This is a genomic window from Bradyrhizobium sp. HKCCYLS3070, assembly GCF_051167575.1.
In the GTDB taxonomy this organism is placed as follows: domain Bacteria; phylum Pseudomonadota; class Alphaproteobacteria; order Rhizobiales; family Xanthobacteraceae; genus Bradyrhizobium.
In genome coordinates, this window is the sequence record NZ_JBNPTI010000008.1 from 215,914 (window position 1) to 239,683 (window position 23,770).

Consider the following 23,770-nt stretch of genomic DNA (forward strand, 5'->3'; position numbering starts at 1 on the left):
CGTGAGCACGACCAAGGCGCCCACGCTGGCCGTGGTGAAGCAGGATGAGGCCGAGGGCATGCGCGTTCTGCAGCCGAGCGGCTGGCCGATGCCAAAGGGCTACGCCAACGGCATCAGTGCCGAGGGGCGCATCGTCGTCACCGGCGGCGTGATCGGTTGGGACGCGAGCGAGACGCTCGCCGATGGCTTTGTGACGCAGGTCCGGCAGGCGCTGGAAAACATCGCCGCGATCCTGGCTGAAGGCAATGCGCGTCCGGAGCACCTGGTGCGGCTGACCTGGTACGTCGTCGACATGGATGAGTATCTCGGCAATTTGAGGGAGCTTGGGAAGATCTATCGCGAGATCTTTGGCAGTCATTATCCCGCGATGGCCCTGGTGCAGGTCGTCAGGCTGGTCGAGAAGGCCGCGCGGGTGGAGATCGAGGCGACTGCGGTGGTGCCGCGCTGAGGGCGCGTGCTGCCGGCAGGGGCTGGTCTTTGATCGGTCGAACTTGGAACGTGACATCGCGTTCTCGCGGCTGGTCGGCCCGAGCTTTGCTGGTCGATCACCCCCGGCGAAAATCGAGGGCGCAGGGAAGGCCGGGTGTCCACCACACCCGCGGCCCCCGTGCGACAGAAAATGCACGGGGCAGGAACCACAGGTGGGCCGAACATGCCGGCCTTCCCTGCGCGATGTTTGACGGCTTATACGTGGTCTCCCTGGTGCGCCGGGCTTGTTGGCCACCATAGTCAGCGCGATGCACTGAGCATCGTCGCGAACGTGATACCAGCGTCGGGGTATCAGGACATCACGACTTCACCGTACGCCACGACATCACTCGTCCGCGCAACAAGCGCATGATGCAACGGCGTCCACCGCGGCCTGCCCCACGTATCGTGACGACGCGTACGCCCCTCTTCGCCTGGGCAGGTTGGGCGCAAGCATCGTCGTGATTTGCCCGACGGCACAAGGCCAGCGCGCTGCGACATGGTAACGCGACGGGCAGTCACACAAGACATCACAGTTCGCAGGCATGTCGCTTCGTTAGTGGAACAATTGTGGTCGTCTGATGATCCTGTCGCCGAATGAACGACTTGGGATCGCCATGTCGCAGACATCAACCTGTTCGAGCGTGACGGCGCAGTGGCGGGTGAGAGCAGGGGGCGGACTTGGACTGGAAACTCTTCGTGACGACGGCGCTGGCCGCCGGCATCGGCGCCGCGGCCGGCGCGCTGGCATTGGCGACGGCCGGGGGCGGCGGCATCGAGCATCAGGCCGACGCCAAGATGCTGGAGATCGGCGTCGCCATCCTGCGCGAGCCGGCGCGGGTGGATGACGATCCGATGCGGTCATGGGCCGTGCGGGTGGTCGAGAAGAAGTCGGGTGTGACTTTTACAGATCAGCAGCGCGCGGCGTTGCTGAAGCGCGCCGCGGGGGGACGGTAGCTCCGCTCCCGGTGCGTAGGGTGGGCAAAGGCGCGCTCTGATCGCGATTGTTTTTTGGCACTGTCTGATCGCGCCGTGCCCGCCGTTGTTCGCGGACGGTCCGCCGGTGGGCACGCGATCGTGCGGCTTACTCCGCACGACGGCTTTGTCCACCCTACGAACTTATGGCGCCATTGCGAGGAGCGCAGCGACGAAGCAATCCAGAGTCGCGCACTAGGCCCTGGATTGCTTCCGCCTTCGCCCGAGAGGGCTTCGGCGGACACGTCGCTGCGCTCGCAATGACGCGTGGGGAGAGCGGAGTGCTACTGATACGCCGAGACGATGTCGCTCACACCGCGTTCCAATTGCTGAGCTGTCGCGCAGGGGCGCACGACGTTGCAGAAGGTCTGGTAGCGCGGCATCTCTGAATCGCCCCAGCCCCAGGTCATACGGCCCTCGGGATTGAGCCAGACCACGCGCTTGGCGCGTTCGGAGATGGCTTTGAGGATGTCGGCGCGTGGGTCGAGCTTGTTGCTGCGGGCATCACCCAGAATGATCACGGTGGTCTGCGGCGTCACCGCGGCCATGAACTGCTTCTCGAAATCGACCAGCGAGGAGCCGTAGTCGGACGAGCCGAAGCCGACCTTGTGCATGATCTCGGCCATGGCCTCCTCGGCCGGCTTCTGCTCAAGGATCTCGCTGACCTCGATCAGGTGGCCGGAGAACGCGAACGAGCGAACATCGCTGACGACGTCGTGCAGGCTGTGGATCAGCAGCAGGAAGAAATCCGAGACGCGGGCGACGGAGCCCGAGACGTCGCACAGCGCGACGATCTTCGGGCGGTCGCGGTGCCGGCGCTTCCACGCGGTGAGGAAAGGCACGCTGCCCCAGGCCGCGTTGCGGCGGAGCGTGCGGCGGACGTCGAGATGGCCGCGGCGCTGGCGCTTGCGCGGCTTCGCATAGCGCTCGCGCAGGCGGCGCGCGATCTGCCGGATCAGCGCCCGCATCTCCGCGACCTGGCGCGGCTCGATCCGCGACAGCTGCGCGTTGCGCAGGATCTCGTGGCGCAGGTTCTCGGTCTCCTCGCGGCCGTACAGCGCGAGCGCCTGCGCGACCGCATCGCGCACGGTGTCGCGCAGGCCGTCGAGCCCGGCCTGCAGCCGCTCCGCCAACGCCGGATTGGTCTCGGTGAGCCTATCGAGATCGTCGCGCAGCCGCTGGATCCCCATCGTCTCCAGCATGCGGCTGGAGAACAGGCCGCGCTGGGTGAAGTAGCGGATCTCCGACAGCCCGACGGCGCTGGACGCGTTGGCGATCGCGGCCGAGATGTCAGCCGTGTTCTGCGCCAGCAGCATCTGGGCAAGAGCGCCGAGCTCCGCGTCCGCCTCACCGCCGATCGGCCCTCCGGATGGCGGGGCCGACTGGGCCTCATTCGACGCCGCGTCCTGCTGCGTCTCGTCATTCGCCTCGGCCTGCGCCGGATCGACATGGGCGAAGAACAGGTCGAAGCAGGCGCCGAGCGCCTTCTTCTCGTCCTCGCTCTTGGCGAGCGTCAGCAGCAGGCTGTCGCGCAGCACCGTGCGATCGGCGAGACCGACGCTCGCCACAGCGCGCATCGCGTCGATGCTCTCGGCCGGCGACACGTGCACGCCGGCGCCGCGCGCCGCCCGAAAGAACCGATGCAGGTTCTCCTGCATGAGAGCCTCACCCGAAGATGTTCTGGCGCTGCGCCTTGGCGACGAAGGTCGTCACCTGCGGCAGCGCCACCTCGATGTCGGACTCGTATTTCAAGAGAACGTTGAGCGTATCCTTCACCACGTCATGGCCGAGCTCGGCCGCCTGCAGCAGCACCAGCACGCGCGCCCAGTCGATGGTCTCGCTGACCGACGGCTGCTTCTTCAGGTCGAGCGTTCTGACGTCGTGGATGAAGGCCACGAGCTGCCGGCGCAGATTCTGCGAGATGCCGGGCACGCGGCTCTCGACGATGCGCTCTTCCAGCCGCTGCTCGGGGAAGCCGATGTGCAGATGCAGGCAGCGCCGCTTCAGGGCGTCGCCGAGATTGCGCTCGGAGTTGGAGGTCAGGATCACGGTCGGCGGCTTGGCGGCGGCGATGCTGCCGAGCTCGGGGATCGTGACCTGGAAGTCCGAAAGGATCTCCAGCAGCAGCGACTCGAACTCGGCGTCGGACTTGTCGATCTCGTCGATCAGCAGCACGCAGCCGTTGGGCTCGAGCAGCGCCTGCAGCAGCGGCCGCGGCTCGACGAACTCCTTGGAGAAGAACACGTCGCCGAAATCGTGCAGCTGGCCGAGCGCGGCATGCAAGGTCTGAGCGCCGCCGAGCACCTCGCCGAGCTTGTCCTTCAGGATCTGGGTGTAGAGCAGCTGCTTGGCGTATTTCCACTCGTAGAGCGCCTTGGCCTCGTCGAGCCCCTCATAACATTGCAGCCGGATCATCTTGAGGCCGCGCCAGGCGGCGATCGCCTTGGCAAGCTCGGTCTTGCCGACGCCGGCTGGGCCCTCGACCAGGATCGGCTTGTCGATCGCCTGCGACAGGTAGACGGCGGTGGCGATCTGGCGGCTGGCGATATAGCCCTGGGCGGCGAGGCCGGCCTCGACGGCCGCGATCGAGGCGATGGCTGAAGAGGGGGCCGGGGAATCAGCCACTGACGAAACTCCGTTTCCTGGTATCAGGACCCGGCGCAGATGTGATCGGCGTTCCGGCCCCTGGACGTTGGTGGTCAGGCGAAAACCCTGACTTTTCCTCGCATTGTGTTATGTCCTGGCTACGCGTCCCGGGCAGCCCTGTCCAGTGCGCGCGTGGGTGCCTCGGCCGCATGGCTGCCGGTCGCCAGCGGACCGGACCGAGAACCTCCTCCTGCAAATCACGCCGAGCGGAATATGAACCGATCCATCCTGCATCTCCTCGTCCTGCTGGTTCTCGTGGTCGGAGGCGGCTGGATCATCGGCGCCTCCAACATGCCCGGCGCCTGGTACGGCTCGCTCAACAAGCCTTGGTTCACCCCGCCCGGCTGGCTGTTTCCGATCGCCTGGACGGTGCTCTACGTCATGATCGCGGTCGCCGGCTGGCGCACCTATGAGCGGGTCGAAAGCGGTGCGGTGATGCAGGTGTGGTGGGGACAGCTAGTGCTGAACTTCGCCTGGTCGCCGGTGTTCTTCACCGCGCATCTGATGTGGGTCGCGTTCGCGATCATCGCCAGCATGTTCGTGCTGATCGTGACCTTCATCGTGATGCAATGGCGCGAGGACCGGATCGCGGCGCTGCTGCTCGTGCCCTATGCCTGTTGGGTCGCGTTCGCGTCGGCGCTGAATTTCTCGGTGAACGTGCTGAATTGAGATGAGGCGGCTGATGGGGCGACGCTGTCAACAATCGGGTGTGCTGCCGCCGCATCCTCCGCTGTGGTCCCTGCGAACGCAGGGACCCATACCGCGGACGGCCGATTGTCGGAAAAGACTCCGAGTTGCCTTTCGTGCTCAACAATCAGGGCCGGTGGTTATGGGTCCCTGCGTTCGCAGGGACGACAGTCGGGGGTGGGGCGGGCAGCGCGGCAGACTGACGCTTGATGGTCGAGGCGTTCACCCATGAACCTCAAGCAGCTCGAATATTTCGTGCAGGTCGCCGAGCTCGGATCGTTCAGCAAGGCCGCGTCCGTGCTCGACGTCGCGCAGCCGGCGCTGTCGCGGCAGGTGCGGGCGCTGGAATCGGAGTTGAAGCAGCAGCTGTTCGCGCGCAACGGGCGGGGCGTGGCGCTGACCGAGGCCGGCAAGCGGCTGCTCGACCACAGCGTCGGCGTGCTGCAGCTGGTGGCGCATGCGCGCGAAGATCTCGGCGCCAGCCGCGATGCGCCGGTCGGCCGCGTCACCATCGGTCTGCCACCGAGCATCGCGCGGCAATTGACGCTGCCGCTGATCGATCGCTTCCGCAAGGAGTATCCGGCGGCGCGACTGGCCGTCGTCGAGGGGCTGTCGACGCATGTGGTGGAGTGGGTCACCACCGGACGCATCGACGTCGGCATGGTCTACAATCCGGAAGCCCAGCCCGGCATCGAGATCACGCCGGTGCTGCAGGAGCCGTTGGCGCTGGTGAGCCACGCGCCCAAGGGCAAGCGCCGCGTCACCGCGCCGCTGCCGATGGCCGAGCTGTCCCGCTACCAGCTGATCATGCCGGAGCGGGTGCACGCGATGCGGCGCCTGCTGGAGACGCAGGCGGCGCTCGCCGGCATCAAGCTCGACATCGCCTGGGAGGTGTCGAGCGTGCCCTCGATCATCGATCTCGTCTGCGCCGGCTACGGCCACGCCGTGCTGACCCCGAGTGGCGTCGCCGCCTCGGGCCGCGCCAGCGAGCTCGCCATCCGCCCACTGACCGAGCCCGCCCCGACCAGCGTGCTGTGCTTCGTCACCTCGGCACACAAGCGCCCGACGCCGCTGGTGCAGCAGACGATCAAGCTGGCGACCGCGCTGATCCGGAAGCTACCGCGGTGAATCGCGGGTGATCTCGGCTCGGGCAGTGCCACCCTCCCCTGGAGGGGGAGGGTCGCTCGCGCGCGAAGCGGGCGAGCGGGGTGGGGTGATCTCTCCCCGCGCGCCGGTGCCAGAGGAGAGATCACCCCACCCCGCCTCACGGCTTGCTTCGCTCCCCGTGAGCCGACCCTCCCCCTCCAGGGGAGGGTGGAGCCCGCGGTGTCTGAGCCGTGCGAAAGCCAACAGCGGAGTTGTTCAGACCCATTCTAAAATCAGCATGGCTCCTCTGATATCTTATACCGTTTCGGAATAGCTGATAGAAGCCTCCGGGCGCTGGCGCGGGCCGGCGCGCTCGGTCACATACCCGGTCAAGCCTCCGAAGCGCAGGGCCGATCCCGTCAGGGAACGCGCGCCTGCGGACGTCGGTCAAGGCGCAAGAACAGCACCCCAAGGAAAGCAGAAGCGATGCCAACGACCGCCCGCGTCGACGTCCAGGCCTTTCTCGACGACCACAAGTTCTCCGGCTTCCAGTGGCTGATCTTCGCGCTCGGCTTCGTCATCGTGCTGCTCGACGGCTTCGACACCGCGGCGATCGGCTTCATCGCGCCGTCGCTCCTGAAGGAGTGGGGCATCGAGAAATCGGCGCTGGGACCGGTGCTGAGTGCGGCGCTGTTCGGTCTTGCCGGCGGGGCGCTGTTCGCGGGGCCGATCGCCGATCGTCTCGGCCGCAAGCTGGTGCTGGTCGGCTCCGTGCTGATCTTCGGCATCGCCTGTCTGGCCTCGGCGTTCGCGAGCAACCTCACCGAGCTTACCGTGCTCCGCTGCGTCACCGGCATCGGCCTCGGTGCCGCCATGCCGAATGCCGTGACCCTGCTCAGCGAGTACTGTCCGGGCCGGCTGCGCGCGACCATGACCAACCTGATGTTCTGCGGCTTTCCGCTCGGCGCGGCCTGCGGCGGCTTCCTCGCGGCGTGGATGATCCCGCAATGGGGCTGGCGCAGCGTGCTGGTGCTCGGCGGTGTCACCCCGCTGGTGCTGACCGTGCTGCTGATCGCGATCCTGCCGGAGTCGGTGCACTACCTGCTGTCGCGCGGCGCCACTGTCGAGCGTGTGCGCAAGGTGATGCGCCGGATATCGGCTGCAGCCTCCGATGTCGGCCAGTTCGTGATGCTGGAGCCGGAGCATGCCGAGACCACGCGCCGCGTCAACGCGACCGGCATCGGCATGGTGCTGTCGCCGGTGCTGCGCATCGGCTCGCTGATGCTGTGGGTCACCTATTTCATGGGGCTCGTGATCTTCTATTCGCTGATCAACTGGATGCCGATCCTGTTCAAGGATGTCGGCCTCAATCCGCAGACCGCGACGCTGATCTCGGCGCTGTTCCCGCTCGGCGGCGTCGGTGCGGTGTTCTTCGGCATGCTGATGGACCGCTTCAACGCCAACCGCATCGTCGCGGTCGGCTACGCCCTGACCGCGGTGACGATCTTCCTGATCGGGCAGGCGGTCGGCAACATGGGCTTCCTGGTGGTGATCGTGTTCGCCGCCGGCGTCGTCATGAACACGGCGCAGTCGTCGCTGCCGGCGCTGGCCGCCTCCTTCTATCCGACCCAGGGCCGGGCCACCGGCGTGGCCTGGATGATGGGCATCGGCCGCTTCGGTGGCATCGCCGGCTCATTCCTGGTCGCCGAGCTGACCGCGCGCCAACTGACCTTCAGCGAGATTTTCACCGTGATCGCGGTTCCCGGCTTGATCGCGGCGCTCGCCCTTGTGGTAAAGCAGGTCGTGGGACCGGGAGGCCGCGGCAGCGGCGAGGATGTCGGCTCCGCCGTGGTGGCGCATTGAGCGGCGCGCGCCACCGCAAGACACAGAAGCTTTGAGGGAGAGACTGACGTGATCATCGACGTGCACGGCCATTACACGACGGCCCCGAAGGCGCTGGAAGACTGGCGCAACCGGCAGATCGCGGGCATCAAGGATCCGTCCGTCATGCCGAAGGCCTCCGAGCTCAAGATCAGCGACGACGAGCTGCGCGAGAGCATCGAGAGCAACCAGCTCAAGAAGATGAAGGAGCGCGGCAGCGACCTCACCGTGTTCTCGCCGCGCGCGAGCTTCATGGCCCACCACATCGGCGACTTCCAGGTGTCCTCGACCTGGGCCGCGATCTGCAACGAGCTGTGCTACCGCGTCAGCAAGCTGTTCCCGGACAATTTCATCGGCGTTGCGATGCTGCCGCAGTCGCCGGGCGTCGACCCCAAGACCTGCATTCCCGAACTGGAGAAGTGCATCAAGGAATACGGCTTCGTCGGCATCAACCTCAACCCGGATCCCTCGGGCGGCCACTGGACCTCGCCGCCGCTGTCGGACCGGCACTGGTATCCGATCTACGAGAAGATGGTCGAGCTCGACATCCCCGCGATGATCCACGTCTCCACCAGCTGCAACGCCTGCTTCCACACCACGGGCGCGCACTACCTCAACGCCGACACCACCGCGTTCATGCAGTGCCTGACGTCGGACCTCTTCAAGGACTTCCCGACGTTGAAGTTCCTGATCCCGCATGGCGGCGGCGCGGTGCCGTATCACTGGGGCAGGTTCCGCGGCCTCGCCCAGGAACTGAAGAAGCCGCTGTTGAAGGATCATCTGCTCAACAACATCTTCTTCGACACCTGCGTCTATCACCAGCCGGGCATCGACCTGCTGACCGGCGTGATCCCGATCGACAATATCCTGTTCGCGTCGGAAATGATCGGCGCCGTCCGTGGCATCGACCCGGAGACCGGCTTCTACTACGACGACACCAAGCGCTATATCGAGGCCGCCAAGCTGACCCCCGAGCAGCGCCACCAGATCTATGAAGGCAATGCACGGCGCGTGTTCCCGCGGCTCGACGCCGCGTTGAAGGCCAAGGGCAAGTAATCTAAAGGGCAGGCGATATGAGCACCCCCATGAACAATCTCGGCATCGTCAAGACGAAGATCACCCGCGCCGACAAGGCGGCGGTGGAGAAGCTGTCGAAGTTCGGCGTCGCCACCATCCACGAGGCGATGGGCCGCGTCGGCCTGATGCAGTGCTACATGCGTCCGATCTATCCGACAGCGAAAATGTGCGGCACGGCCGTCACCGTGCTGCTGCAGCCCGGCGACAACTGGATGCTGCATGTCGCGGCCGAGCAGATCCAGCCCGGCGACGTCGTCGTCGCCGCCTGCACGGTGGAGAACACCGACGGCTTCTTCGGCGATCTGCTGGCCACCAGCTTCCGCGCCCGCGGCGCCCAGGGCCTCGTGATCGACGGCGGCGTGCGCGACGTTGCTGATCTGACTGAGATGCAGTTCCCGGTGTTCTCGCGCGCCATCTCGGCTCGCGGCACCGTCAAGGCCACGCTCGGCTCGGTCAACATCCCGATCGTCTGTGCCGGAGCCGCCGTCAATCCCGGCGACGTCATCGTCGCCGATGTCGACGGCATCGTCGTCGTCCCGGCGGCGGTTGCGCATCAGGCGGCCGACGCCGCTGCTGCGCGCGAGGCCAACGAGGCCGACAAGCGCGAGAAGCTGGCGTCGGGCGTGCTCGGCCTCGACATGTACAAGATGCGCGAGCCGCTGGCGAAGGCCGGGCTCAAATACATCGATTGAGCATGACCGCGGCGTCCAACCCAAATCCTTCGAACCGATGGCATGTCGGGCTGATCGGCTACGGCGAGGTCGGCAAGATCCTCGCCGAGGATCTGCGCAAGGACGGCGTGCGCGTCTCGGCCTATGACGTCAAGCTGGCCGACTCGCGCGGCGACGCGATGCGTGGCCACGCCGACAGCATCGGCGTGACGCTGGCCGCATCGCATGCGGAGCTGGCGGCGGAGGCCGACTTCATCGTCTCCGCCGTGACCGCCAGCCAGGACGTGGCCGTCGCCGAGGCCTGCGCTGCAGCCATCAAGCCTGGCGCGTGGTTCCTCGACTTCAACTCGGCCTCGCCCGGCGCCAAGCAGCGCGCCGCCGCGCTGATCGACGGCGCCGGCGGCCGCTATGTCGAGGGCGCGGTCATGACCTCGGTGCCGCCCTATCGCATCAAGGTGCCGCTGCTGCTCGGCGGCGCGGGCGCGCGCGAGTTGGCGCCGCTGCTCAACGATCTCGGCTTCGCCGCCAAGCCTGCCAGCGACAAGCTCGGCGTCGCCTCGGCGACCAAGATGTGCCGCAGCATCATGATCAAGGGGCTCGAGGCGATGGTGATCGAGAGCTTCACCACCGCGCGCGCCTATGGCGTCGAGGACGCGGTGCTGGCTTCGCTGAAGGAAACATTCCCCGGCATCGACTGGGAGAAGCAGGGCGCCTATTTCTTTCAGCGCGTGATCGAGCATGGCCGCCGCCGCGCCGAGGAGGTGAGGGAGGTTGCCGAGACCGTGCGCGACATCGGGCTGACGCCGTGGTCGGCGGAAGGCACCGCCGAGCGCCAGGCCTGGGTCGCCGATCTCGCCGATGAGGGCCTGTTCGGTACGCGCGGCACCAAGGAATTCGCGCGCAGCCCGGACTGGCGCACCGAGGCCGATCGCATTCTCAACAAGATCAAGTCCAAGGAGTAGGGAACCTCATGGAGTTCCAGAAGACCCCGGGATGGCTCGATTGGTATGACGGCCCGTCGAAGCCGCGCTTCAAGGTGCCGGCCGGCAGTGTCGACGCGCACTGCCACGTGTTCGGCCCCGGCGCCGAATTCCCTTATGCGCCCGAGCGCAAATACACGCCCTGTGACGCCTCGAAGCATCAGCTCTATGCGTTGCGCGACCATCTCGGCTTCGCCCGCAACGTCGTGGTGCAGGCGACCTGCCACGGCGCCAACAACCGCGCCATGGTCGATGCGCTGGTGCATTCGAACGGCAAGGCCCGCGGCGTCGCCACCGTCAAGCGCAGCGTCGGCGACGCCGAGCTGCAGGCGATGCACGACGCCGGCGTGCGCGGCGTCCGCTTCAATTTCGTCAAGCGCCTCGTCGACTTCACGCCGAAGGACGAGCTGATCGAGATCGCCAACCGCATCAACAAGCTCGGCTGGCACGTCGTGATCTACTTCGAAGCCGTTGATCTGCCTGAGTTGTGGGACTTCTTCACGTCCCTGCCGACCACGGTCGTCGTCGACCACATGGGCCGTCCTGATGTGACCAAGCCGGTCGATGGTCCCGAGTTCGAGCTGTTCGTGAAGTTCATGCGCGAGCACGGCAACGTCTGGTCCAAGGTGAGCTGCCCGGAGCGTCTCTCGGTCAAGGGACCGCCGGCGCTGAATGGCGAGCAGAACGCCTATCGCGACGTGGTGCCGTTTGCGAAGCGCATCGTCGAGACCTTCCCGGATCGCGTGCTGTGGGGCACCGACTGGCCGCATCCGAACCTGAAGGACCACATGCCCGACGACGGCCTGCTGGTCGACTTCATTCCGCATATCGCCGTCACCGCGGAGCTGCAGCACAAGCTCCTGGTCGACAATCCGATGCGGCTGTACTGGCCCGACGAATCCTGAAGGAGGGAAGCGATGTCGCTCGACAAACCCTATACCGACGTTCCCGGCACGACCATCTTCGACGCGGACATGTCGCGGATGGGCTATCACCTCAACCAGTTCTGCATGTCGCTGATGAAGGCGGAGAACCGCGCCCGCTTCAAGGCCAATGAGCGCGCCTATCTCGACGAATGGCCGATGAGCGAGGAGCAGAAGCAGGCGGTGCTCGACCGCGACCTCAACCGCTGCATTGCGCTCGGCGGCAACATCTACTTTCTCGCCAAGATCGGCGCGACTGACGGCAAGAGCTTTCAGCAGATGGCCGGCAGCATGACCGGCATGACCGAAGACCAGTACCGCGAGATGATGATCAAGGGCGGCCGCTCGGTCGAGGGCAACCGCTACACCGGGGAGAAGAAGTAAATGGCCCATATCTCCGCAAGCGTCTTCACCTCGCACGTCCCGGCGATCGGCGCAGCCCTCGACCTCGGCAAGACCGGCGAGGATTATTGGAAGCCGGTCTTCGCCGGCTACGACTTCGCCAAGCAGTGGGAGAAGGAGCAGAAGCCGGACGTCGTATTCCTGGTCTTCAACGACCATGCGACCGCCTTCAGCCTGGACATGATTCCCACGTTCGCGATCGGCACCGCGGCTGAATATCAGCCGGCCGACGAGGGCTGGGGCCCGCGCCCGGTCCCCAAGGTGATCGGGCATCCGAAGCTCGCCGCGCACATCGCGCAGTCGGTGATCCAGGACGATTTCGACCTCACCATCGTCAACAAGATGGACGTCGATCACGGCCTCACCGTGCCGCTCAGCCTGATCTTCGGCCAGGTCGATGCCTGGCCGTGCCCGGTGATCCCGTTCGCCGTCAACGTCGTGCAATATCCGGTGCCGTCCGGCCGCCGCTGCTTCATGCTCGGCAAGGCGATCCGCAAGGCGATCGAGAGCTATGACGAGCCGCTCAACGTGCAGATCTGGGGCACCGGCGGCATGAGCCACCAGCTGCAGGGGCCGCGCGCCGGCCTGATCAATCGCGAATGGGACAACATGTTCCTGGACAAGCTGATCAACGATCCGGAAGGCCTGTCCAAGGTGCCGCATATCGAGTACGTCCGCGAGGCCGGCAGCGAGGGCATCGAGCTCGTGATGTGGCTGATCGCGCGCGGCGCCATGAGCGACGTCAACGAGACCAAGAAGGGCAACGCGCCGACCGTGCGTCACCGCTTCTATCATGTGCCGGCGAGCAACACGGCCGTCGGCCATCTGATCCTGGAGAACAACTGATATGGTCAAGACCATCAAGGTCGCGCTCGCCGGCGCCGGCGCCTTCGGCATCAAGCATCTCGACGGCATCAAGAACATCGACGGGGTCGAGGTGGTGTCGCTGGTCGGCCGCCGCTTCGACCAGACCAAGGAAGTCGCCGACAAATACGGCATCAAGCACGTCTCGACCGAGCTCGCCGACAGCCTCAAGCTGCCGGAGGTCGATGCCGTCATCCTCTGCACGCCGACCCAGATGCATGCGGCGCAGGCGATCGACTGCCTCAGGGCCGGCAAGCATGTCCAGGTCGAGATTCCGCTCGCCGACTCGCTGAAGGACGCGCAGCAGGTGGTGGAGCTGCAGAAGGAGACCAAGCTGGTCGCGATGTGCGGCCACACCCGCCGCTTCAATCCCAGCCACCAGTTCGTGCACAAGAAGATCAAGGCCGGCGAATTCCACATCCAGCAGATGGATGTGCAGACCTACTTCTTCCGCCGCACCAACATGAACGCGCTGGGCCAGCCACGCAGCTGGACCGACCATCTGCTGTGGCACCACGCCGCCCACACCGTCGACCTGTTCGCCTATCAGGCGGGCTCGCCGATCGTGAAGGCCAATGCGATCCAGGGTCCGATCCACCCGACCCTGGGCATCGCCATGGACATGTCGATCCAGCTCAAGGCCGCCAATGGCGCGATCTGCACGCTGTCGCTGTCGTTCAACAATGACGGCCCGCTCGGCACCTTCTTCCGCTACATCGGCGACACCGGCACCTACATTGCCCGCTACGACGATCTGGTGAACGGCAAGGAAGAGAAGATCGACGTCTCCAAGGTCGACGTCTCCATGAACGGGATCGAGCTGCAGGACCGCGAGTTCTTCGCCGCGATCCGCGAGGGCCGCGAGCCCAACGCCTCCGTGGCCCAGGTGCTGCCCTGCTACCAGGTGCTGCACGATCTCGACGTGCAGCTCGCCAAGGGCTGATACTTCTTCCCTCCTCGCGCGCGTTGCGCGTGAGGAGGTTTCTAAGATGGCGCAGATCTACGGCGCCTTGGACGGCTTCAGCTTCGGCAGCGTCGCGACGATCTTCTGCTTGCCGTCGACGATCTCGGCCAGGAAGCTCTCACGGTCGATGTCGCCGTTCTGGTCCCAGCTTGCCTCCATCAGCATGCCCGGCGCCTTGTCCGGCGTCAGCGTCAATCCCTTCATGGTGGCGCCGAAAGCGTGGCCGTCGAACTTGCCGATCATCTCGGTCACGTATTTGACGAGATAGACCGCGGTATAGCCCTTGATGCCGTTATGGTCGGGCCAGTAGCGGTAGCGCTCGTTGAACTTCTTCGCAAAGGCCTGGATGGCAGGAATGGGCGCATCCGCGCTCAGGCCGACATGGCCGCGCACGCCGTTGGCGGCGGGGCCTGCGAGCTCCACGACCTTCTGGCTGAGCAGCGTTGTCTCTCCGAACAGCGGCACCGACAATCCCTGACGTTTGGCCTCGATCAGGAAACGCGCGCTTTCTTCCTCGTTGGTGTAGACGAAGATCGCGTCGGCCTTGACGTTCTTCAGCTTGATGACGTCGGAGCCGAAATCGACCTGGCCCTGTTCGGTCGAGATGTCCGACACCACCTCGATGCCGCGGGCCTTCATCTCCTTGACGAAGCTGTCGCGGCCGCCTTTGCCGAAATCGTTGTTCACCCAGACCACCGCGACGGACTTCACGTTCAGCTGGTCATGCAGATAGTTGGCGATCTTCGGCATGCTGAACTGCTGGCCGAAGGCGGTGCGGAAGATCCAGGGATTGCCTTGCGTCGTGATATCGGCGGCCTCGGCGCCGACGATCTGCGGCACCTCGGCCTGCTGCGTCAGCGCCATGTTGACCTTGACCGAGCCCGAATAGATCGGCCCCAGCACTACATAGGGCTCGCGGTCGAGCACCTTCTGCACCTGGGCCCGGGAGACGCCGGGATTGCTCTGGGTGTCGAGGTGCTCGGTCGCAATCTTGCGGCCGAGAATGCCTCCGGCATTGTTGATCTCGTCGACCGCCAGGGCGACGCCATCGCGCCAGTTCGTGCCCGACACGGCTCCGGGGCCGGACAGCTCGACGACATCGGGAATGTAGACGGTGTTCTCTGCCCAGGCCAAACCCGCCCACAGTGCCATGGCGGCCGCCAAGCCGCTCAATCTTCCCAGATGCCTCATGACGTCCTCCCGATTGTTTTTTGCTTATGATGATGAACTTGCGGGTGCCTCTGCAAAACCCAGTAGTCGCGACGGCGTTCGCCATAGCAGCCGGTGCTGATCGTCCGGGTCCGGAAAGATCTCGGTAATGCCGGCCAGCAGCGGCCCGTAGTCGAGGCGTTCGGGCGCGCGCAGGAACGGCCAATCGGAGCCCCACACGCAGCGATCGAGCGTGAAGGCCTCGACCAGCGCGGCGATGAATGGCCACGTGTCGGCGTACGGATAGGGCTGGCGCGCGAATTTGTAGTAGCCGGACAGCTTCACATGCGCGTCGCGGTCGCGGCCGAGCGCGAGCAGGGCCTGGAAGGATGGGCGTCGCAGCCCATGCTCCACGGCAGGCCGGCCGCAGTGATCGAACACGAGGCGGACCGTCGACCGCTCGATGAGGGGCAGCAGGTCGAGCAACTGATCCTGCTCGACCTGGACCTGCAGAAACAGATCGAGGTCGGTCAGCTTGTCCAGCAGCGGCGCGGCGTCACGGTAATAGTCGGTGCCATGAAACGGCACGTTGAAGGCGACGCCGATGACGCCTGCGGCCTTCAACCGCTCCAGTTCTCCGATGTCGACGTCCTTCTCGACGACCGCGACGCCCTTGAACCTGCCATCTCCGAGCCTGAGCGTGTCGAGCAGGATGCGGCTGTCGGAGCCATAGCCGGAATTGGTTGCGACGATCAGCGCGTGCCGGACGTCGAAGACGTCGAGCACGCGAATGAGATGCGCGGCGGGCGCGATTTCCTGGCCGGTCGGACGATAGGGCGTATCCGGCGCGTAGGGGAAGCGCGCGGGATCGATGGCGTGGATGTGGCAATCGATCCTGGGGCCTGCCGGAAGTGCCATGGTCGAGCCCTCTCTGACCGACGTTCAGAACGTCGCCTGAACCGCCTTGATCAGTTCGGGCGTGACGTCGGGCAGCACGCCGAACCAGGCCTGGAAAGCGAGACGCGCCTGGTTGAGCAGCAGGCCGAGCCCGTTGACCGTCGTGCAGCCGCGCGCGCGCGCATCCGCGAGGAAGGGCGTTTCGAACGGTGTGTAGATCAGGTCTGCGACGAGCGTCTTCGCGGACAGCCGCCCCAGGTCGATCTCCAGTGCGGGCTTTCCGATCATGCCGCGATCGGTGCTGTTGATGAGCAGGGCGACATCGGCGACTGCCGCCGAACGATCATCCCACGCCACCGTGCTGATGGCCGTCCCGAATTCGGCTGCGATGGACTGCGCCTTCTCGGTGGTGCGGTTGCTGATGCGGATGTCGCGGGCGCCATTCTCCAGCAGCGCCACAACGACCGCGCGCGCTGCACCGCCGGCCCCTAGCAAGAGAACAGGGCCTTCGTCGGCGCGCCAGTTCGGCCTGGCATCGCGCAGGCTCTGGACAAAGCCGTTGCCGTCATTGTTGAAGCCGCTCAGCGTGCCATCCGCTTCGACCACGATCGTGTTCACGGCGCCGATGCGTCGTGCGGTGTCGTTGACCCGGTGCAGCAGCGGCATCGCCGTCTGCTTGTGCGGCATGGTCACGTTGCAGCCGCGGAATCCGAGCGCCACCAGCCCAGCCAGCGCATCCTTCAGCCGCTCCGGCTGAACCGCAAGCGGGACGTAGGCGCCGCGCAGGCCGTGCGCGTTGAGCCAGAAATTGTGGATCGTGGGCGAGCGGGAATGAGCGACGGGCATGCCGATGACGCCAGCCAATCCGAATCCATTCGCTTGCGACATGCTGCGCGATGACCTCCCTTTTCAGATATCGACCTGTTCCGGCCAATGTGAAACCGTCTTATGAGCAATGACGCGCACAGGCAATTGAAACATTCGGCCACAAATCCTTGTCGCAATGCAGCGCATCATGGCTCAACGTCCAGTTCATGGGCGTCGTCGCGTGACCCGCCCCCTGGGCAAAGCCAGGGGTGATTTCTATGATTGCGCAAGTCTGCCTCGACGACCGTCCGCCGGATACAAAGGATCGCCATTGACTGTCCAATCTCCGCCACCCGTGGCAACAGAAACCTTCACCGACGCGGCCGCCGCGGTGGCCCGGCTCGAAGAGATCTACGAGCGCAATACCGCTTTCCTGCGCGGCCATTTCGAGGCCTATGCCAACGGCGTCGTGCCGGCGACACGGATCCGCGCGACCTATCCCTTCGTGCGGCTGACCACCGCAAGTCACGCCCGGCTCGACTCGCGTCTCGCCTATGGCTTCGTCGCGGGGCCCGGCGTGCACGAGACCAGCGTCACGCGGCCGGACCTGTTCCGCTCGTACCTGACCAAGCAGATCCGTCTGTTGATCGAGAATCATGGCGTGCCGGTCGAGATCGGCGAGTCGGCCGAGCCGATCCCGGTGCATTTCGCCTACCGCCGCGACATCAACATCGAGACGGCGCTTCCGCACCACGAGAGCCCGCTGGTGACGCGCTCGCTGCGCGACGTGTTCGACGCTCCGGATCTCGCGACCATGGACGATGCGATCGCCGACGGCACGCTCGGACTGAAGCCCGGCATGCCCGAGCCGCTGTCGCTGTTTCGCGCCGCGCGCGTCGACTACTCGCTGCGCCGGCTCTATCACTATACGGGCACCGACCCGGACCATTTCCAGAACTTCGTGATCTTCACGAACTATCAGTTCTATGTCGACGCCTTCGCGGATTGGGGCCGCCAGCAACTGGCGGCCGGGCAGGGCGCAGCCGAGGCCTTCGTCGAGCCGGGCAACGTCATCACCCGCAATGCCCGTCTCGGCGGCGGCACCACCGGCTCCGCGCCGGCGCGCACGCCGCAGATGCCGGCGCTTCATCTCGTCGAGCCGGGGCACCAGGGCATCACGCTGATCAACATCGGTACCGGTCCGTCGAACGCGCGTAACGTCACCGACCACATCGCGGTGCTGCGGCCGCATGCCTGGCTGATGGTCGGCCACTGCGCGGGGCTGCGCAACACGCAGCGGCTCGGCGATTACGTGCTGGCGCACGGCTATGTCCGCGAGGACCATGTGCTCGACCAGGAATTGCCACCCTGGGTGCCGATCCCGGCGCTCGCCGAGGTGCAGGTCGCGCTCGAGGAGGCCGTGGAGACGGTCACCGGCTATTCCGGGTTCGAGCTGAAGCGGGTGATGCGCACGGGCACGGTGGCCAGCGTCGACAACCGCAATTGGGAAATCTCCGGCCCGGCCGTGATCCATCGCCTCTCGCAGTCGCGCGCCATCGCGCTCGACATGGAGTCGGCCACAATCGCCGCCAACGGCTATCGTTTCCGCGTGCCCTACGGCACCTTGCTCTGCGTCTCCGACAAGCCGCTGCATGGCGAGATCAAGCTCGCCGGCATGGCGAGCGACTTCTATCGCCAGCGTGTCGGCCAGCATCTCCAGATCGGGCTGAAGGCGCTGGAGCTCTTGAAGCATCAGGAGTCGGAGCGGCTGCATTCGCGCAAGCTGCGCAGCTTCGCGGAGGTGGCCTTCCAGTAGCGGCCTTTGGCCGCCTGGGATTAGCGACTCCGGCGCTCGTCGAAGGCCTGCCGGGCCTGCTCGACCTCCGGCATCTTGGCGATGGTCCAGGCATAGAGCGCGCGGAACGGGGGCTGCAGGGTACGGCCGAGCGGCGTGATCTCGTACTGAACCGCGACCGGCGAGTCCGCGATCACCTCGCGGGCGACGAGGCCGTTGCGCTCGAGCCGACGCAGGCATTGCGTCAGCGCCTTCTGGGTGACGCCCTCGAGCTGCTTCTTGATCGCGTTGAAGCGCAGTGGACCGGAGTCCAGCACGGCCAGCACCATCATCGACCATTTGTCGGCGATCTGGTCGATCAGCACCCGGCTCGGGCATTCCGACGAGAAGTGCTGCGGCTTGCAGCGGAGCGGGGCGGTCTGTGATGTCGATGCGGCGGTCACGACAGCAGTTTCCTCCGATATACCTGAGCGACTTCGGGTGCCTGATTGACTTCAGGTTTACGAAGTATACTGGAGCGGTTCCGAACGCAATGGAGCCCCCTGAATGTCCGACCTCGATACCAGCGTGCTGTTTCGTCCGTTTCGCCTGAAGTCGCTGGAGCTGAAGAACCGCATCGTCATGGCGCCGATGACCCGCAACGCCGCGCCGAACGGCGTTCCCGGCGAGGCCAACGCTGCCTATTACCGCCGCCGCGCCGAAGGTGGCGTGGGGCTGATCCTCACCGAGGGCACGGTCGTCAACCGCCCGGCCTCGCGCAACGAGCCCAATATTCCCTTCTTCCACGGCGATGCCGCGCTGGCCGGCTGGCAGAACGTGGCGAGCGCCGTGCACACCGCCGGCGGCCGCATCGCGCCACAGATCTGGCACACCGGCTCGACCAAGGGCATGAGCCGCTGGGAGCCCGATGCGCCGGTCGAGAGCCCATCCGGGCTGGTTGCGCCCGGCAAGCCGCGCGGCAACGCGATGACCGAGAACGACATCGCCGACACCGTTGCCGCATTCGCGCAAGCCGCGGCCGACGCCAAGCGCACGGGCTTCGACGCCGTCGAGATCCATGGTGCGCACGGCTATCTGGTCGACGAGTTCTTCTGGTCCGGCACCAACCAGCGCGAGGACCGCTATGGCGGCGCCACCATCAAGGAGCGCTCCCGCTTTGCCGGCGAGATCGTCGCCGCGATCCGCAAGGCGGTGGGTCCCGATTTCCCGATCATCCTGCGCGTCAGCCAGTGGAAGCAGCAGGACTATGCGGCGCGCCTCGCCGAGACGCCGGCGCTGATGGCCGACTGGCTGCAGCCGCTGGTCGCGGCCGGCGTCGACATCCTGCACTGCTCGCAGCGCCGCTTCTGGGAGCCGGAATTCCCGGACGTCGACGGCGAGAAGGGCCTGAACTTCGCCGGCTGGGCCAAGAAGATCACGGGCGCCGCGACCATCAGCGTCGGCTCGGTCGGCTTGTCCGATGAATTCTTCTCGGCCTTCGCCGGCAAGCCGTCGACGACGGCCGATCTCGATGCGCTGCTGGAGCGCATGGCCAGGGAGGAGTTCGACCTGATCGCGGTCGGCCGCGCGCTGATCAGCGATGCCGAATGGGTCGCCAAGATCAAGGCCGGCGACAAGGCGGGCCTGAAGGGCTTCAGCGCAGCGGATCTCGGCGCGCTGGTTTGAGCTGTTGTAGACCCATTGGTGCCCCTCGTCCGGCGTAAGCGGGGCGAGGGGGGCGTACCGTCAGCGAGGCGCGAGCGCGAGCCTGCCATTAGTCCTCGCGATGACTAATGCACCGTCAGCTCGAGATACATCGGGCTGCGGAAGGTCGAAGACGGCATCCAGGGCAGTTGCTCCTGGGTGCGGCGATAGTCCGGCACGACCTTGTGCAGCTCGTCGAACGCGATCTTGATCGCCATGCGCGCGATCGCCGATCCCAGACAGGCGTGCACGCCGCCGCCGAAGCCGAGATGGCCGCGTGGCTTGCGCCTGATGTCATAAACATCCGGATTGGGAAACTGCCGCTCGTCGCGGTTGGCGGAGCCGTAGGCGAGGCAGACGAAATCGCCCTCGCGCATGGTCTGGCCGTGCAGGGTGACGTCCTTCTGCAGGCAGCGGCGGAAGCGCTGCGCCGAGGTGTTGTAGCGCAGTGACTCTTCCACGGCGTCCGCCATCAGGTCGGGATTGGCGACGACCGCCCGGCGCGCCTCCGCGTGATCGGCGAGATTATACGCCAGCATCGTCATGAAACCGCCGAGCGACTCGATGCCGGCCATGATCAGCGTGGTCGTCGTCAGCAGCACCTCGCGCTCGTCGAGCTTGTCGCCGTCGATCTCGGCCATGCTGAAGTGCGAGATCAGGTCGTTCTGCGGCCGCGCGCGGCGCTCCGCGATGATGCCGGCCGCATAGTCCTGCATCCAGTTGTAGGCTGCGATGTGCTGCGGTCCCTTGGCGCGGCTCACCGGATCGCTCTGCACCATCAGCACCGCCTTGTCGCGCACCGTCTGCTCGTCGCCGAGCGGCAGGCCGAGCGCGGCGAACAACACGCGCACGGTGAATTTCGACGAGAATGCCTCGATGAAGTCGAACCGGTCCTGGCCGCGCAGCGCCTCGGCGCAGTCGCGCGCGATGTCGCGGATCGGGCCTGACAGGCTCTCCAGATTGCGCTTCATGAAGGCATGCTGGACGAGGCCGCGCAGCCGGTCGTGGCGCGGCGGGTCGGTGGTGCCGAGCGTCGCGCCGGCACGGTTCGGCAGCTCGGTCATCAGGTTGCCCTTGGCCGACGAATAGGTCTGCCAGTTCGTTCCGGCCGCCGCCACATCGGCATAGCGCGACAGGATCCACACCTGGGCCTGCGGGCTCCAGAAGCAGGGGTGTTCGTCGCGCAGCGTCTTGTAGAACGGGAACGGGTCGGCATCGACCGCAGGCGAATACGGGTCGAACGCGAACATCTTGGGCCTCCTCTCCATTGAGTGTGGTCGTTGTTGTTCTTTTCATTGATCTAGCCGAGCCGTGGCCGCGGCGTGAGACACGAAAGCCGGCCAAGACTTGTACTTTTCCGACATTCAGGGTTAGCTCTCGCTCATGCCCCGCTTTCGCACCAAGCCGTCGATCCCCGCGTTCGCGCTGTACGGCGAAGCGTCGGCCGCGCAGCCGGACATGCTGCATGTCGAGCCGATCCAGGTGCGCAGCAAGCTGTATCGCTGGGAGATCGAGGCGCACACCCATCAGGGCCTGCACCAGATCCTCTGGGTCGGCTCCGGCCCGGCCGAGATCGCCTTGGACGAAAGCCGCGAGCGCTGTGCCGGCCCGGTCGCCGTGATCATTCCCCCCGGCGTCGTCCATGCCTTCCGCTTCTCGCGCGACACTGACGGCTATGTGCTGACGTTCAATCCGCGGGCGGTGGTCGAGGGCGACGTCCCGGCGACCGGCGAGGCGCTGCGCGACTTGTTTGCAGCGCCGCAAATCCTGCATCTGGAGCCGCAAGCCGTTGCGACGCGGCGCATCGCCGCGCTGTTCGTCGACCTCGCCGACGAGTTCGCCGCCGCCGATTCCGCGGCCTCGCCGGTTCCGCACTGGCTCGGTCGCTCGATCGTGTGGCGGCTGGCGCAGCAGAGCGCGCGGCAGTCGCAAGGCGCGCGGCGCGGCAGCGGGCATGCCGCGCTGTTCACCCGCTTCATCGTGCTGGTCGAGGCGCATCACCGCGATCACTGGTCGGTGGCGCGCTACGCCGACGAACTCGGCATGACGCCGGAGCGGCTCAATCGGTTGACGCGGGCCGAGACCGGTCAGTCCGCGCTCGACATCGTGCATGCGCGGCTCGCGCGCGAGGCGTGCCGGCGGCTCACCTATATTGCGGCGCCGGTGTCGAAGCTGGCGTTCGAGCTCGGTTTCAAGGACCCGGCCTATTTCTGCCGCTTCTTCAAGCGGCACACCGGGGCGAGCCCGCGCGACTATCGGCGTGCGATGGGCGTCGGAGACGACGCGGCGCCGCCGGCAGGCTGATCGGCGCCGCCCCATGCCATTGCAGCGTTCGTTGTGCATCGCGGCATGGTGTCGGAAAAGTGCAAGAGAATGCCGCGTCCATCCAAGTGATCCCTGCGCATTCCTTGCTAAAATCCGCGACTGAAAAGCATACCCAACAAGCCTGCGTCTGCGAATCCGGGAGAACACGCCCATGAAAGTCCAAGTCTGCATCATCGGCGGAGGCCCGTCGGGCCTGATGCTGTCGCAGCTCCTGCATCTGCAGGGCATCGATACGATCATCCTGGAGAAATCCAGCCGCGACTACGTGCTGTCGCGCATCCGTGCCGGCGTGCTCGAGCACGGCTTTGCCGAGCTGATGCGCGAGGCGCAGTGCGGCGAGCGCATGGACCGCGAGGGCGAGATCCATCACGGTTTCTACATAGCCCATGACGGCAAGCTCGATCGCGTCGACCTGCACAAATATTCCGGCGGCAACTCGGTGATGGTCTATGGCCAGACCGAGTTGACGCGCGATCTCTACGAGGCCCGCGACAAGCTCGGCGGCAAGGTCGTGCACAACGCGGCCGACGTGACGCCGCACGACATCGCTTCCGACAAGCCCTTCGTCACCTACCGTCAGGACGAGGAGGTCGTCCGCATCGACTGCGACTACATCATCGGCGCCGACGGCTTTCATGGCGTCAGCCGCAAGTCGATCCCGCACGACAAGCTGACCGAATACGAGCGGGTGTACCCGTTCGGCTGGCTCGGCGTGCTGTCGCGCACCAAGCCGGTGTCGCCGGAGCTGATCTATGCCAAGCACGAGCGCGGCTTCGCGCTGTGCTCGCTGCGCTCGCAGGTGCTGAGCCGGTACTATGTCCAGGTGCCGCTCACCGACAAGGTCGAGGACTGGAGCGACGACGCGTTCTGGGAGGAGCTGAAGCGCCGGCTGCCGGCGGAGATCGCTGGCCGTCTGATGACCGGGCCCTCGATCGAGAAGAGCATCGCGCCGCTGCGCAGCTTCGTCGCCGAGCCGATGCGCTACGGCAGGCTGTTCCTGGCCGGCGACGCCGCCCATATCGTGCCGCCGACCGGCGCGCGCGGGCTGAACTCGGCTGCGTCCGACATCTACTATCTCTATCATGCGCTGCTCGACCACTACAAGAAAGGCGACGATCGCGGCATCGACGGCTACTCGCAGCGGGCGCTGGCGCGGATCTGGAAGGCGCAGCGCTTCTCCTGGTGGATGACGACGCTCTTGCATCGTTTCCCCGACCGGCTGTCCTACGACGACAGACTGCAGGACACTGAGCTCGCCTATCTGTTCTCGTCCGAGGCCGCGCAGCGGTCGCTGGCAGAGAACTATGTCGGGCTGCCGTTTTGAGCGGGGTCATCGCGACGCGTTTCGCCTGCGCTGCTTGATGGCATCACGCATCGATAGCCTCGCTGTGGTTCCGGCGAACGCCGGGACCCATACCCAGGGAGCGGTTTGAGGCAGGCTGGCGATTGGCTTTGTGCCCATCCGCCTGCGGCTGCTTCGGCTGGTGCAA

At 65.9% G+C, this 23,770-nt stretch carries 23 protein-coding genes; 16 read left to right on the forward strand and 7 right to left on the reverse strand.

All coding sequences use genetic code 11. The annotated features are described in order from the left end of the window. Position 1: 1 nt before the first annotated feature. Together ACQR03_RS23885 and ACQR03_RS23890 are read left to right on the forward strand one after the other, a co-directional pair. Positions 2-448 carry a RidA family protein gene (locus tag ACQR03_RS23885; protein ID WP_315715621.1) on the forward strand — a complete coding sequence of 149 codons (447 nt, stop codon included), beginning with the start codon at positions 2-4 and terminating at the stop codon, positions 446-448. A 701-nt stretch (positions 449-1,149) separates the two neighbouring features. Further along, complete coding sequence (locus tag ACQR03_RS23890) at positions 1,150-1,425, forward strand: hypothetical protein (RefSeq protein WP_315715622.1); 276 nt, start codon at positions 1,150-1,152, stop codon at positions 1,423-1,425. A 302-nt stretch (positions 1,426-1,727) separates the two neighbouring features. Here the strand turns inward: ACQR03_RS23890 and ACQR03_RS23895 are convergent, their stop codons facing one another. Together ACQR03_RS23895 and ACQR03_RS23900 are read right to left on the reverse strand one after the other, a co-directional pair. After that, positions 1,728-3,101 carry a vWA domain-containing protein gene (locus ACQR03_RS23895; RefSeq protein WP_434841948.1) on the reverse strand — a complete coding sequence of 458 codons (1,374 nt, stop codon included), beginning with the start codon at positions 3,099-3,101 and terminating at the stop codon, positions 1,728-1,730. Positions 3,102-3,108: 7 nt separating this feature from the next. Beyond that, positions 3,109-4,068 carry an AAA family ATPase gene (locus ACQR03_RS23900; protein WP_315715624.1) on the reverse strand — a complete coding sequence of 320 codons (960 nt, stop codon included), beginning with the start codon at positions 4,066-4,068 and terminating at the stop codon, positions 3,109-3,111. Between the two features lie 276 nt (positions 4,069-4,344). Between ACQR03_RS23900 and ACQR03_RS23905 the strand changes: the two genes are divergently transcribed. The 10 genes from ACQR03_RS23905 to ACQR03_RS23950 all read left to right on the forward strand — a co-directional run bounded on the left by ACQR03_RS23905 (position 4,345) and on the right by ACQR03_RS23950 (position 13,603). Further along, on the forward strand, positions 4,345-4,758 hold the full coding sequence (locus ACQR03_RS23905) for a TspO/MBR family protein (protein WP_315752142.1): 414 nt from the start codon (positions 4,345-4,347) through the stop codon (positions 4,756-4,758). 246 nt (positions 4,759-5,004) lie between these two features. Next, the gene (locus ACQR03_RS23910; RefSeq protein WP_315751993.1) at positions 5,005-5,904 is read left to right on the forward strand and encodes a LysR family transcriptional regulator; all 900 of its coding nucleotides are present in this window, start codon (positions 5,005-5,007) and stop codon (positions 5,902-5,904) included. Between the two features lie 444 nt (positions 5,905-6,348). After that, positions 6,349-7,725 (forward strand): MFS transporter, encoded by a 1,377-nt coding sequence (locus ACQR03_RS23915; protein ID WP_316193343.1) that lies wholly within the window; start codon positions 6,349-6,351, stop codon positions 7,723-7,725. A gap of 48 nt (positions 7,726-7,773) precedes the next feature. Beyond that, entirely contained in the window at positions 7,774-8,799 is a 1,026-nt protein-coding gene (locus ACQR03_RS23920; protein ID WP_316193342.1) for an amidohydrolase family protein, read from the forward strand. 17 nt (positions 8,800-8,816) lie between these two features. Then, positions 8,817-9,512: a 4-carboxy-4-hydroxy-2-oxoadipate aldolase/oxaloacetate decarboxylase gene (gene ligK / locus ACQR03_RS23925; protein ID WP_011925385.1), complete on the forward strand. Its 696-nt coding sequence runs from the start codon at positions 8,817-8,819 to the stop codon at positions 9,510-9,512. A 2-nt stretch (positions 9,513-9,514) separates the two neighbouring features. After that, a complete protein-coding gene (locus tag ACQR03_RS23930) occupies positions 9,515-10,453 on the forward strand; it encodes an NAD(P)-dependent oxidoreductase (protein ID WP_316193341.1) in 939 nt (312 codons plus the stop codon). Positions 10,454-10,461: 8 nt separating this feature from the next. Next, on the forward strand, positions 10,462-11,376 hold the full coding sequence (locus tag ACQR03_RS23935) for an amidohydrolase family protein (protein ID WP_434841949.1): 915 nt from the start codon (positions 10,462-10,464) through the stop codon (positions 11,374-11,376). Positions 11,377-11,388: 12 nt separating this feature from the next. Then, positions 11,389-11,778: a protocatechuate 4,5-dioxygenase subunit alpha gene (ligA, locus tag ACQR03_RS23940; protein ID WP_257168873.1), complete on the forward strand. Its 390-nt coding sequence runs from the start codon at positions 11,389-11,391 to the stop codon at positions 11,776-11,778. Continuing rightward, positions 11,779-12,642, forward strand: coding sequence for a class III extradiol dioxygenase subunit beta (locus ACQR03_RS23945; protein ID WP_315715633.1), 864 nt, complete (start codon positions 11,779-11,781; stop codon positions 12,640-12,642). It begins immediately after the preceding gene. 1 nt (position 12,643) lies between these two features. After that, positions 12,644-13,603, forward strand: coding sequence for a Gfo/Idh/MocA family oxidoreductase (locus ACQR03_RS23950; RefSeq protein WP_434841950.1), 960 nt, complete (start codon positions 12,644-12,646; stop codon positions 13,601-13,603). Between the two features lie 57 nt (positions 13,604-13,660). Here the strand turns inward: ACQR03_RS23950 and ACQR03_RS23955 are convergent, their stop codons facing one another. From ACQR03_RS23955 to ACQR03_RS23965, 3 genes are read right to left on the reverse strand one after another with little or no spacing between them, the layout of a single operon-like run. Then, positions 13,661-14,815 carry an ABC transporter substrate-binding protein gene (locus ACQR03_RS23955; RefSeq protein ID WP_316194528.1) on the reverse strand — a complete coding sequence of 385 codons (1,155 nt, stop codon included), beginning with the start codon at positions 14,813-14,815 and terminating at the stop codon, positions 13,661-13,663. Between the two features lie 24 nt (positions 14,816-14,839). After that, positions 14,840-15,691: an amidohydrolase family protein gene (locus ACQR03_RS23960; protein WP_434841951.1), complete on the reverse strand. Its 852-nt coding sequence runs from the start codon at positions 15,689-15,691 to the stop codon at positions 14,840-14,842. Positions 15,692-15,715: 24 nt separating this feature from the next. Then, positions 15,716-16,558 carry a shikimate dehydrogenase gene (locus ACQR03_RS23965; RefSeq protein WP_434841952.1) on the reverse strand — a complete coding sequence of 281 codons (843 nt, stop codon included), beginning with the start codon at positions 16,556-16,558 and terminating at the stop codon, positions 15,716-15,718. 250 nt (positions 16,559-16,808) lie between these two features. On the opposite strand from ACQR03_RS23965, the gene ACQR03_RS23970 reads away from it, so the two are divergent. Then, positions 16,809-18,293, forward strand: a complete 1,485-nt coding sequence (locus ACQR03_RS23970) for an AMP nucleosidase (RefSeq protein WP_434841953.1) — start codon at positions 16,809-16,811, stop codon at positions 18,291-18,293. A 20-nt stretch (positions 18,294-18,313) separates the two neighbouring features. On the opposite strand, the gene ACQR03_RS23975 is transcribed toward ACQR03_RS23970, so the two are convergent. Further along, complete coding sequence (locus tag ACQR03_RS23975) at positions 18,314-18,637, reverse strand: winged helix-turn-helix transcriptional regulator (RefSeq protein WP_409977936.1); 324 nt, start codon at positions 18,635-18,637, stop codon at positions 18,314-18,316. Positions 18,638-18,818: 181 nt separating this feature from the next. Between ACQR03_RS23975 and ACQR03_RS23980 the strand changes: the two genes are divergently transcribed. Next, positions 18,819-19,937: an NADH:flavin oxidoreductase gene (locus ACQR03_RS23980; protein WP_315715640.1), complete on the forward strand. Its 1,119-nt coding sequence runs from the start codon at positions 18,819-18,821 to the stop codon at positions 19,935-19,937. Positions 19,938-20,041: 104 nt separating this feature from the next. Here the strand turns inward: ACQR03_RS23980 and ACQR03_RS23985 are convergent, their stop codons facing one another. Continuing rightward, positions 20,042-21,205 (reverse strand): cytochrome P450, encoded by a 1,164-nt coding sequence (locus ACQR03_RS23985; RefSeq protein ID WP_315767959.1) that lies wholly within the window; start codon positions 21,203-21,205, stop codon positions 20,042-20,044. Positions 21,206-21,338: 133 nt separating this feature from the next. On the opposite strand from ACQR03_RS23985, the gene ACQR03_RS23990 reads away from it, so the two are divergent. Together ACQR03_RS23990 and pobA are read left to right on the forward strand one after the other, a co-directional pair. Then, on the forward strand, positions 21,339-22,259 hold the full coding sequence (locus ACQR03_RS23990; RefSeq protein WP_316202527.1) for a helix-turn-helix domain-containing protein: 921 nt from the start codon (positions 21,339-21,341) through the stop codon (positions 22,257-22,259). Between the two features lie 172 nt (positions 22,260-22,431). Then, positions 22,432-23,604 carry a 4-hydroxybenzoate 3-monooxygenase gene (pobA, locus tag ACQR03_RS23995; protein ID WP_434841954.1) on the forward strand — a complete coding sequence of 391 codons (1,173 nt, stop codon included), beginning with the start codon at positions 22,432-22,434 and terminating at the stop codon, positions 23,602-23,604. Positions 23,605-23,770: the final 166 nt, after the last annotated feature.